This is a genomic window from Mycoplasma sp. 6243 (genome assembly GCF_051200785.1).
Lineage (GTDB): Bacteria > Bacillota_I > Bacilli_A > Mycoplasmatales > Metamycoplasmataceae > Mycoplasmopsis.
In genome coordinates, this window is sequence record NZ_CP195154.1 from 378,074 (window position 1) to 391,325 (window position 13,252).

The following is a 13,252-nucleotide window of genomic DNA, read 5'->3' on the forward strand; positions in this document are numbered from 1 at the left end:
TTAGAAATTAAGTTTCATTGGAACACTTTTGCCTATTTCAACTGCAACAATTCCGTAAATGAGTGGGATAATAACAGTAAATAAAAGTGTTGTGGTGATTTTTATAGTCTCTAATAACATTAATTGTTTTATTTGTTTTGTTTTTTGATCATTTGATTTGATACTTTTTCGGTGATATAAAATTTCAATAACTATTAATAAATAAGCAATCACATTAAAAACTATATCAAAGGCAAAGAAACCAAAAAAACTTGAAATAAATAAAAAGATTCAAACAACTATTAATGTTATAAAAAGTTTGAAGTAAGGGTTTGTTCCATAATTTGTGTCGTTGATATAACCTACCATTGGAACGATAATAACAAAAGTTGTAATAAAAATAAATTCTTTGATAATATATTTTCATCAACTTTCATTATATGGATGTCTTACTTTTAATAAATCTCAAATTTGTAAAGTTTGAAAAATTTCTTTATATTCCTTACTTTTATATAATGAATTTTTTACTAAGAAAAATATTCCAGCAAAAACAATTAATCCACCAAAAGCACCTGAAAATTGCCCGCCTATTAAATAGTAAACACCTTTATCTAATGTCCCTGCCTCACCTGTAGAAATGCTAAATCCTTGCAATCTAGTTTGTAAAATCACACTTAATGGATTTAGCTGTGGAAATGCAGGAACATTTGCGGTGAAGTATGATAAAGCTCATGGTATGATAAATGCTAAAAAAGTAGCTAATGTGAATCCGATGGTATTAAAAAGCTTTTCGTTTTTGGGTTTATGCATATATTTTATTAAAAGTCATAACAAAATAAAAAATACAAGCGTAAAAGAAGCGAAAAACTCAAATAGAAAAGCACTTTTGTTTCAATAAGTTGATAATAACTGTTTTGCTGTCATAATTTCCTTAGTTATATGTTTTATTGGTAAAGCATATACTTTGTATGAAAAAGTAAGTTATGAAAATAATAGCACAAAATTATACAAGTAAACTAAAAAGATTAAAAAAATAGCAATAATTAAGGTAAAAATTGCTATTTTTTTCATTTTTTAATTTTCACAAAAATAAATCCTGTATTTCTGGAAATACAGGATTTTTTATTGCACTTTTTTTTGCATAGCAAACTTTTTTACCTTATTTATAGACAAAAAAAGAAAAAAATTCTCTATTTTTTTACTTGTATTTACTTGTAATTATGATATAATATATTGATGAAATTACAGAAATTAATATTAATTAATCAACACGGTAAGAATGGGACAATTTATAAATATGTTGCTTACTCTAATGGTTATAACAAAAATGTAACTAAACTATTTAGTCTCGGATCTACCGAAAAATTATTAAAAGAAAGACCTGATGCTATCGAATTAATAAAAAAAGCCATAGAAGGTTTTAATCAAAATTCAAATATCGAGGATGTTAAAAATAGAATAAATGAATTTTTAGGTAGAAAAGAAAATATTGAAAGTGACAATATTGTAATGGGTGAAAAAATAATTAAGTCCGTTATTAAATCTTTAAATATATCTGATTCATTTCCGAAAAATATCAAAAGTAAAAACCATTTGAAGATTTTCGAATATTTAATAACAAGAAGAATTGAAAGACAAACAAGTATTTTGAGTTCATTCAATGAAGTTAATAAATCAACTTTTAGCATTACCACAAAGAAAGATTCGTTTTATGATGTATTAACGAAGGTTTATCAAAATAAGGATGCTATATTTAAAAATTTAAATATAAATATAAAGAGAATCACTAACCATACCGATAATAGAATTTATTTTGATTCTACAACTATTTATTTTGAAAGTTTTGATAAAGACGGAATAAGACAGTCAGGTTTTTCAAAGGATGGTAAGTTTAAGGAGGATCAAATTGTACTCGCAATGGCATGTTATAATACCGGAATTCCATTTCATATGAAGGTTTTTCCAGGAAATACTGCAGATTGCAATACATTAATTGATTTTATAAAGGAAGTTAGGGATATATATGGAATCAAAACATTATATGTTATAGCCGATAGGGGAATGTGAACAAACAAAAACATAGAATTTTTAGTTCAAAATAACTATTATTACCTTATTTCAAACCGTGCAAAAGTGGGTTCAAAAAAATTCAAAACTTATATTGCAGAAAGAAGCGATTTTATAAAAATAAATGATGACTTTTTAATAAAAGAACAAATTGTTACCCCAGAAATACAGAGAAACAGAAGTCATGTTTTCAGAAGAGTTATTACATATAACAAAGAAAGAGCCGATAAAGACAAATATGATAGAGAAATTTTGATAAATAATTTTATTAAATTACAAAATAAAGATGGCTTTATAAATGAAAAAAGAATTATAGGATCAAAAGGTGGTAGATATTATGATGCAGTTAGTAAATCCCTATATAGATTGAACACCGAAAAAGTAAAAGAGGATGAATTATTAGATGGGATATATGTATACGAAACAAATATAATGGATTTAGATGCGCTAGAAATTTGTAGAGTTTATGCAGAACAATGAAAAATAGAAGAAAATTTTCGTAGTTTGAAGTCTGTTATCCAAATTAGACCTGTATATTTATCATTAGATGAACATATCATCGGACACAGTGTAATTTGTTTTATCTCTCTTGTTATAATGAAATTATTACATTATATGTTGATAAAAATAATCAAAATAACTTTTGCTGAAATGACAAAGGTTTTAACAGAATTAACATCTCTTGTTTATATAGATACAAAATCGAGAAAAATTATTTGAGAAAAAAGAAATAGAGAAGTTAGTGATTTCAATCTCTGAAAAACATATGATATGCTTGAAAAAATTACAAGTAATTTTTAATAATAAAAATTTTTCTTCCTAAAATATAGGGAGAAAAATTTTTTTCTTATTTATTTCCAGAAAAACAGGAATAATAGCACAAAATTATACAAGTAAACTAAAAAGATTAAAAAAATAGCAATAATTAAGGTAAAAATTGCTATTTTTTTCATTTTTTAATTTTCACAAAAATAAATTTTATTAACATTATTTTGTGTAATATTTATAAAATATTTATAAATACGACTTTTTTATCTATATTTAGTATTTAAACAAATTTAAATTATTTTTTAATTTTACTTTTTATGGTTAATGGTTTCATGATTCTTGATGAGAAAAAAATATTATCACCATCAGAAATTGATTCATCAGGTTTTTCCTCTATTTCATCTTTTGTTCTCAAGGATTTCATAATTCAACTCATCTCAGCAGGCTCTAAATTAGGGTCTAAATATTCCTTTACATTTAATCCATCAGATAAGCCTTCATAAATAAGATGTAATTGATTAAGACTATATGCATAGGGTTCAAAGTTATTTTCTTCTACAAACTTCTTAAACTTTCGTGTTATTTCGTATGATAATTCTTTATGTTCTTCAATATCACTAATTTCTCATGAAATATCTTTATAGATTATATTAATCTTTCTATTGATTGCTTCTCATTCTTTTTTTGCTGCATTATTGTTTGGATCATCAGATGATTTGGATATCTCTGCGATTTCATCATTATATTCTGATTCCATTTTAGTTATATTAGTTATGATGTAAAAGTAAAATTTTATTTCATTACCTAAATAAAGGATATTAAAGTTTGTTGAATTATTTTCTGATGTTATTTCAATTAAACCTCTATATTCGGTGTCATATTTTGTAAAATCTAATACCGAACTTAATAAATGTTCATGTGCAAAAACATCAATGGTGTTTTTATCTAAGATAATTTTTTTATTTTTAACAAACGATGTTTGAAAGAGTTTTTTATCAATTCTATATAATGTGGATACATTCATATAAACAGGAATAAAATCTAGTGAATTATTTAAGAAAATATCATATTCATTTTCAAAATCCCTAATACTTCTTCTAGTTTTATTACGTTCATAAGCTAGTAAAAAATATGTCATTCCTTTAAAATCAAATAATTTACAAAGAATTGCACTTTTAAATTTTGATAAAACAACTTTGTTTTCAAGTTCTTTTAGAGTTTTTTGCATTATACCTTCCTAGTTAGTCTTTTGATTATTTTTGATTGTTATGTCATCATCTCAATAAATATCTGTATATTTTTTAGGATATAAGAAACTATTGTGTTTGATATATTCATAAAATGAATCTTGATTAATTTTATTGTCTTTTGAACCGAAAACATTGCGTACTTGTCCGGCGAATAAGTGTGCCGAAATAGCTCCATCAAATGAATTTCATCCTTCGGTTATCAGACCTATTACATTACCTTTTTCATCGTATACACCACTACCTGATGCACCACCGGCTAAATCAATCCCTTCACGGTTGAATGATATCTTGGTTGATTTATATCTTGTTTGTTCATAATCTAAATCATTCATAAAGTATGGCATATACATTAATAAGTATTCTCGATAACGGATTGATTTAACTGTTTCAGGACCAATCGTTCTTTCACCAGGGAATGAAGCAACATATCAATTTAATGCATCGAAATCTTGTAAATATTTAACTTCATCACTTAGTTTTGTAGGTGCTAAGTTTTTTCAGTTTAAAATATATTTAATCGATTCTTTTGTTTGTGCATCCATTTGAATTTTTGATAAATCTACTCCTTGATATTGCTCAAAAATAGATCTTAAATCAATTGTTGCAATTACTAAGTCTTGATTTGCTGCAATATTATTTTCTTGATATCTTCCTTCATTATCAATGAAACTTCCGATATTATAGTAATCTTTAATAAGTTGATAGTTATATTTATAATTTTCAAACGCATAAATTTTAGTCAATTTTCCATCTTGTACACTAGGACCAGTTTGGTATGTTCCTGCAGCAGGACGATCTAATAAAGTTGGAATGTAAAAACTTGTAGGAGTATTTGGAATTGGAACATGCACAGCAACATGGTGGTTAGTCATTACATAGAAGCGATAATCATTATCATCATCTGGTTTAACCTTACCAATTAAGTTTCAAGTTCCTACACTGATTCTAAATGCACGTTGTCGCATTAAGTCAGCAGCATCTGATTTATCTTCTTTAAATAAACGTTTTGATTGTCAAGTTTTTATATCATCAACTGACATACCTGGAGAAAAGCTAAAATCATGGTTTTTATTTATATTTTCATTTAGGTATGATATTTTTGGATTAAAGTTTGATAATGCATCAACTTTATCTGAGTTGTATTCGATTTTAACATTTTCATTTGTATGAATTACAGCGATTCTAGCAGGTCCGACGAAAACATTTTTTTCTAAACCTATATTATGTGTGGCTATATCTTGGGTAAAATTATAATCTTTATCCTTAGAAATTACTTTTAAGGTAATAGTATTGTTAGAACTATCATAATATAAATTAAAACTAAATTTTGCATTTATTTTATTATAGTTGTGTTCTTGAACAGCTTGTGAAGTAAAAATTTGATAAAAATAAAAATTTAAATTCTCCAATTTACCAGTTTGCTTGAGTTTGGTTAAATTAAAAGGTAATCGGATGGTTGAATTTATTCTGTAAGCATTATATAGGTCATAATTTGTGCGATCATGTAATTCAAATTCAAAATCAAACATCATTAATGATTCATTTTCAGGAATTTGATCAAGGTTTTTGAAGTTAGATAATTTCTTAGTTAATGAAGCAGATTTGTTTGAATTATCAATGTTAAATAATTTTGCTTTAACTTGTTCTCTTGGACCAAAAAGTTGAATTTTCTTGGTTTCTGAGTTTTTGTTAAATTTATACACAACCTGGTTTGGATATGCTTGATTTAAAAATTCACGATCTTTGATGAATGTATAATCGGATAAATATTCTGAAACAGATCATAGATTATATAAACTAAAATCTACAGTATCATTTGCATCATTTGCTAGTCATTTTTTTCTTAAATCATAACGACTAAAATCATTTGTTGTTCTGCGTTCAATTCCGTTTGCACTGAAATTATTTTGATCAACACTTGCATAATTAAAATGATATGCCAGTGTTTTTTGTAGGTTTGCAGCAACATCAATAGTAGCTAATTGTTTATAGGTAACAGGTTTTACGATCCGGACTTTTTTTAGTGTATATTTAATATATTCATTAAAATTAGGTAGTTCAAATTTTCATAAATCATCAAATCTTACCATAATGTGTTTGGTAGGTTCAAATCCTAATACTAATTCATTATCATAGTTTTGTGTTTCCTTTTCAAACATAAAATCAAAGTACATATTTTTTAGGTATTTTAAGTTATGTGAATTAAAATTAAAGAAAGCAGAGGCATAAACTTTTTTAGTATTTTGATCCATATAATAATTAAAATCACTTAAATTATTATTTTCAATTGTTGTTATATTAAATTGGTATTTTTTATCTTCACTTAAATCAATAAATCCATCATTTAATAAAATATTAGTTATAACATATGAAATATTTACATTTGAAAGTTGATTTATATCAAAACTTGCAATATTATTATTAATTGTTGGGGTTATAGTTCGAATAAATGGAATATTGTGATCAATTCCTTTAACTATAAAACTTAGATTATTAGCATTTGTAACATTAGAATTTAATGTAACATTCACTTTTTGAGTATTTTGATCAACTGTAATTGAATTAATATCATATGTATTTTTACTTGAATCAAAATTAATTTCAGTTAATGGTAAATCATGCATTTGTGTGGCGGTGCTAGTATTATAAACAAATGATACAATTTGATCACCAGCTAAAATGGTAGCATGATAATCATCAATTCTCCGTGTAGCAGTTACTTCAACGATTTGATTGTTGCGTCATACCTTTAATTTTGTATTATTTAGATATGCTAAACGATCTGGATAAGTCTTCTTACGAACTTTAACAAACACATCGATGTTATTACCTGTTTTAGGTTGTATTGAAATACTTCTGATGTTTGCATCAACAGATGTATTGAAATTAAATGTATATGGATGGATTCCAAAACTACTATTGAATGTTTTAATACTTTGATTGTTGTCATCTATCAATCCAATTAAGTCAATTGTCGCAGAGTGATCATATGGTATTTCATATAGATAATGATCATATTTCATTGAGGCTGCTGATATACTTTCTTCGACATTATTCTTACGAATTTTTAGTGTGTATGCTTTTGCAAAAGAGTTAGGAACTAAATAATTTAATCTGTATTTTTGATGTGTAGAATCGTATATATAACTTTTTAATTGAGCAAATGTACTATTATTTTGCTTGTTTTCAGTAGTATTTTTCTGAGTAAAATAATCACTATGATTTGTGTTGTTTGATTTAATACTATCCAAAGTTAATTGATCACTTGTTTTGCTAGTTGCTGTATTTTGTAAATCATAAACAACAGGAATGTTATTTTGTTTAATTGCACTATATTTAGGTTCTAATAAAGCATTCGATTGTATTTTTTGATTTGGTGTTGTAAAAGTTTTATTATTTTGGAAAGTCATGTTTACATTTAATGGATTTGAACTACCTGCATCAGAATAAAGACTTACACCTTTAATAATATATGTTGTGTTCGGATCTAGATTCAAAAAACTGATTTGTTTATGTTTTAAACTCGATCTAAGTGATCTATATTCTTGATTTTGATCGCTTAATTTTAACACTTTTAACTCTATATAACCATTAAAATCAGAATTTGTATTAAAACCTAACACATAACTATCTTGATTTTGACTTAGATTATCATTAAAAGTTACATTTATATTTAATGAAGGTGTGTTAAATTCTGGATAATTATTAATTGAAATGTTATCAAGCTTAGAAAGTTGATTTTCGCTTCCTTGTTCAAAGAAATCTATTGATTTAATGCGATATTTACTATTAAAATCAAGATTATTAAAACTAAATGAAAGATTTTTATCATTTATAGTAACAATATTTGATGTAATATCTTGGTTAATAACTTGATTATTACTGTCTATTGGATTTACTGTAATTTGTGCAAATTTATTTGCTAAATCTTGATCTGAATCAAGTTTTAGCAAAACATTGAATTGATTTTGGTAGCTAACACTGCTAACTGTTGCATTAATATCAATTTTTTGGTGATTATTTGGATTTTGATTTTCAGAACCTGGATTTTGTTCTTTGCTTTCTTCGTGTTCTTTATCAGGCATATTGCCAGAATGTGGATTTTGTGGATTTTCTGATCCTTTTTTATCATCTCCATCACCATTTTTTCCTTGTTGGTTGTTACCATTTTCATCTTTGCTACCATTTGATTCTTGATTTAAAGTTGTAAATGATAAAGAGCGATTATCAACTGTATTTAAAAAACCAATCTTATTATTATTTTGCAACAAATTATCTATTTTATAAGTTGTATTAGGACTTAATCCATCGATACTTACTCTTACACGATTAGTATTTATATTCACATTTTGCACTATATTTCTTATTTTAGATGTTTTTAAATCCTTAAGAGCAATTTTTAATTGGTCATTTTTATGCAATGTCGCACTAAAATAAAGTTCTATAGCAGCAGAATTATCAGTTACATTATCAACCGTTATAGTATTCACTTTTAAAGCGTTTTTATTTTCATCGTTTTTAGGATTATTTATTGGTTTTTTTGAACCATAATTGCCATTATCATTTGATGTACAAGCTGATGCAATTGTATGAAGTAAAATAGCAGAAGAAATAAATAATTTGGAAATGATGCGTTTATATTTTTTATTTTTCATAATAACCTCTTTACCTGTTACTTTAAGTATACAAAAATATTAGCAAATTCTACAGATTTTATTATTCATTTTACAAAAACCAGCATAAACAAAAATACATGTTTTGTTAGATTAAAATAAAGTCATTTGATCATTTTCCTGCAAGTGATCTAGTATTTTAAGTTCTAATAACCTTTTATACAAAGTTTGATTGATTCCACTTCGTGTTTTAAAGTCTTCACGTGATTTAAATTTCATTTCAGAACGGGCAGCAACAAGTTTTTCGGCAGCAGCAATACCTAAACTCTTAATAGTAGTAAATGGAGGTATTAGACAGTTATTTTCATAATCAATAACTCATTCTTTAACTTTTGAAATTTCTAAATTTATATTACTGATGCTAAAACCACGAGCATAGCATTCACGTGCTATTTCTAAGGTAGTCAAAAGTTGTTTATCATTCACTTTTGGATTTACCAATGCATTTAATTCACGAATTTTTTCATTTATTTTATGCATCCCAATATCTTCTACTAAGGTATCCAAGTCAAATTCTTCAACACGGGTGCTAAAATAAGTTGCATAATACTCTAATGGTTTATATAATTTAAATCATGCAACACGTCATGCCATTAAAACATAAGCAGTAGCATGCGCTTTTGGAAACATATATTTAATTAATTTCATACTTTTTATTGCTCATTCAGGTACATTATGTGTTCGTAATTCATTTTCTTCTTCAGGTGTTAATCCTTTCCCTTTACGTACTTTCTCCATAATGTTAAATGAATAAAGTGGATCAACACCAAGAGAGATAAGAAAATTCATAATATCATCGCGACAGGAGATAACTTCGTTCAATGACATACCGTGTTCTTTAACTAAATCCTGTGCATTACCTTTTCATACATCGGTTCCGTGTGAAAGGCCAGAAAGCGAAATTAAATCAGCAAATGATTTAGGTTGTGCTTCAGCAAGCATTTTACGAACAAATTGTGTACCAAATTCTGGCAATCCTAATGCTCCAGTTGTTTCATTACCAATGTCATCTGGTTTGATGTTCATAGCTTTTGTTGAATAAAAAAGTGACATTACTTTTGCATCTTTTTTAGGAATGTCAGTTTTAACATTTAAACCTGTTAATGTCTCTAACATTTTAATTGCTGTTGGATCAACATGTCCTAAAATATCAAACTTAATAATATTATCGTGAATTGCACGATAATCCAAATGTGTAGTTTTTCAATCTAATTTAACATCATCAGCAGGGAAATTAATCGGGGTAAAGTCTTCGACACTAAATTGATTTGGTATGATAATGATTCCGCCCGGATGCTGTCCAGTTGTGCGCTTGACACCTTCTAATTTAGTTGATAAAAAGTCAATAAAATCGTTTGAGTATGGAATATTAAATTCTTCAGCCATATTTTTTATATAACCGAAACCTGTACGTCCTTGTATAGTTGAGATTGTCCCAGCACGAAAAGTTTTATCTTCACCAAAGATATGTTTGATTTCATCATGAATATTTTTTTGATAATCACCTGAGAAGTTTAAATCAATATCAGGAACTTTATCGGCATTAAAACCTAAAAAAGTTTCAAACGGAATTGAATTACCATCTTTATCCATAATAGTTACACATATAGGACAATTTTTATCATCTAAATCAAAACCAGATGTGGTAGGCGGATTTTCAACTAATTCAAAATGCTTGCATTTATCGCAGATATAATGTGGTGGAAGAGGATTTACTTCAGTAATACCTGCTAAAGTTGCAACTAAAGAAGAACCGACACTACCACGACTTCCTACTAAATATCCGTTATCAAGTGATTTTTTAACCAAAAGATGTGAAATTCAGTATATTACATCAAAGTCATATTTTAAAATTGGATCTAATTCACTTTTGATGCGTTCTGAAATAATTTGTGGCAAATTTTCTCCATATTTATCTTTTGCAGTCTGATAAACTAAATTCTTAAGTTTTTCTTTTGAGTTTTCAACTGTAGGAGTATACAATTTATCTTTAATAACGACGATGTCATCATCAATCATCTGTGAAATTTTATTAGTGTTATCAATCACAATTTGCTTAGCTAATTCAAGATTTAAATAACTAAAGCCTTCAAGCATTTGTTTGGTATTTAAATAATATAAATCAGGGATAACAGTAAAATCAATTCGTTTTATTGTGTCTTTTTGATTATCATCTTCATTATCATTGCTACGTTCTTCTTTGCTATTTTTGGTTCTAAGTAAAAAATGACGACTTCCACCTAGGCCTTTTGCATAAACAAGACTCTTATAAAAAATTTGATCATTAGGATTTTCATAACGACAATCCCCGATCGCTACAACAATTTTGTTTTTTGAAAGTGCTAATTTGATAACTTGTTTCAAAAGATTTTCAATCTGTTCTTTTGTATATTCAGTGTTTATATATAAATGTTTTAATGCATCAATATGCGGAATTTCGATATAGTCACAGCGATCTATAACTTCATTTATTTTCAAATCTGATGAATATATTAGTGCATTAATTAATTCACCTTTTAGTCCACCAGAACCTATTAGAATATTCTTTTTACCCTGTAAATCATTATAAAAAAGTTTTGGTTGTCCTCAAAATCTTTGTGTTAGAGTCATTGAAACCAGCTGAAAAAGTTCTTTTAATCCCAACTGATTTTTAGCTAGGATGCTGTATTGATAATTTGAACGAACTTTTTTATAAAATGCTTCAGGATTAGGTAAATAATGATATAAATCACCTAGTGTCAATACTTGTTGTTGTTGAAAACTAAAAAGCGACTGAATAAAAGCAAGAGAAAGTATTTCCGCATCATAGTCAGCACGGTGTGCTACAGATGAGTTGTATTCAACATTGAAATAACTGCAAAAATCTCCTAAAGAGTGCTTGTTTTTATCAGAAAATAAAAGTCTAGAAATCATCAATGAATCGATAAAAACTGTATTAGGAAGCTGCATATTATTATCAATAAATTTTTGTAAGATAAAATGCATATCGAAATTAGCATTGTGTGCTACAGCGATTTTGTTATTTAATAAATTATAGATTTTTTGCAATCCTACTTTCAAATCTAATCCATAATCATCCAGCATCGATTGAGTTATATTGGTAAGTTTTTGAGTAAATTCAGATAGTTTACTGTTGCATTTGATAAAAAATTGTTCACTACTTATTTTTTTACCATTTTGAACTACAGTAGCACCAAATTCAATTATTTCACCTAGTTTAGGTGAAAGTGAAGTTGTTTCAATATCGAAAATCACATATTCACTTTCAACCAATTTGATTTTTGCATCAAAGTCTTTTGTTAATATTATTTGATTATTTTCATTTATTAAATCTAAACTTGCTCCATAAATAGGTTTGATTCCTGCTTTTTTTGCTTCAGCAACAAATTTAGGGAAAGATTGCACACTATTTGAATCTAAAATAGCCACAGCTTTATGTCCCATTTGTTTAGCAATTCTAACTATATCAGCTGCATCAAAGACACTGTCCATTGCATTCATCTTGGATTTTGTATTTAATTCGATTCTTTTTTCTTCATTATCATCAACTCTTAATGAAATAGGATTATTAATTTTTGTAATTGAATAAATTCTTAATGTTCGTCGGTATTCAGCACCAACTTGTTTGAAAATTAATACCCCGTTGATTTTGACAAAATCATTTATTTTAAAGGTTTCAACTTGTTCTGCATCATTATTTAGATATTGAATACATTGCAACGCATCTGAAAAATCTGTTATAAAGTACTTATTAATTTTGTAATTTGCGTTATCAGATATATCGGTTTTATAAATCATTCCTTCAATACTAATATAATGCTGTTCTTTATTGTGGTCTAAATTATCAATATCCTTGATTGATGTTTTATAATACTCTTTTGATTTTCTTTTGATTAACGGTTTATTGCTATTTTGTGCAGCGATTTCAACTCTAACTTGTTCTTCTTTGAGTTTTTGATATACTAAATTTAAATCAACATCAGGGATCTCTTCTTCAATCACTTTTTCATAAAATTGAGATCCGATTTGAAATTTCAATAAACCAAATTCGTGCATTTTTTTAGTTAAAAATTCAATTGCTTCAACTACCTCGTACTTAATACTTGCATCATCGTATAAAATAAATCACTTTTGATTTTCGTGATTTACATAAAGATTTTTAGGTGTTTGATTTAGCATGTTATCCAAATTTACAAACATTTTACTTTTTGTTTTTGACTTAATAATAGTGGTAATATAATCACGAAACATCGGAGCATCGATAACATAGTCATTAATGCTATAAATAACACGGTATTTGCTTCCTCGTTCGCTTTTTAATGCTTTTAGAAGTTTTACTAAATCAGTTATTTTTGGTGCATATGGTAGCTTTAAATCTACTTCAATAATTCTTTTTGAATTTCGTGTTTGCAGTTCTGAAATTGCGGCAATGTATGCTTCAGAAAATGCTTCAATATTTCCTAAACCAATTTCTGAAGCAAAGTTTGCAAAGGTGCGATCTTTGTAAAAACTCAT

The 13,252-nt window shown here is 26.9% G+C and carries 5 protein-coding genes; 1 reads left to right on the forward strand and 4 read right to left on the reverse strand.

Translation table 4 applies throughout. The features are described from left to right. Window positions 1-903 carry an MAG4940 family membrane protein gene (locus tag ACR82Z_RS01735; RefSeq protein WP_435130372.1) on the reverse strand — a complete coding sequence of 301 codons (903 nt, stop codon included), beginning with the start codon at window positions 901-903 and terminating at the stop codon, window positions 1-3. Window positions 904-1,215: 312 nt separating this feature from the next. Here ACR82Z_RS01735 and ACR82Z_RS01740 point away from each other — a divergent pair, with 312 nt between their 5' ends. Beyond that, on the forward strand, window positions 1,216-2,847 hold the full coding sequence (locus tag ACR82Z_RS01740; protein WP_435130374.1) for an IS1634 family transposase: 1,632 nt from the start codon (window positions 1,216-1,218) through the stop codon (window positions 2,845-2,847). A 262-nt stretch (window positions 2,848-3,109) separates the two neighbouring features. On the opposite strand, the gene ACR82Z_RS01745 is transcribed toward ACR82Z_RS01740, so the two are convergent. The 3 genes from ACR82Z_RS01745 to ACR82Z_RS01755 form a co-directional block, all read right to left on the reverse strand. Next, on the reverse strand, window positions 3,110-4,042 hold the full coding sequence (locus tag ACR82Z_RS01745) for a hypothetical protein (RefSeq protein WP_435130375.1): 933 nt from the start codon (window positions 4,040-4,042) through the stop codon (window positions 3,110-3,112). Between the two features lie 9 nt (window positions 4,043-4,051). Next, complete coding sequence (locus tag ACR82Z_RS01750) at window positions 4,052-8,719, reverse strand: hypothetical protein (protein WP_435130377.1); 4,668 nt, start codon at window positions 8,717-8,719, stop codon at window positions 4,052-4,054. A 111-nt stretch (window positions 8,720-8,830) separates the two neighbouring features. Continuing rightward, complete coding sequence (locus tag ACR82Z_RS01755; protein WP_435130379.1) at window positions 8,831-13,252, reverse strand: PolC-type DNA polymerase III; 4,422 nt, start codon at window positions 13,250-13,252, stop codon at window positions 8,831-8,833.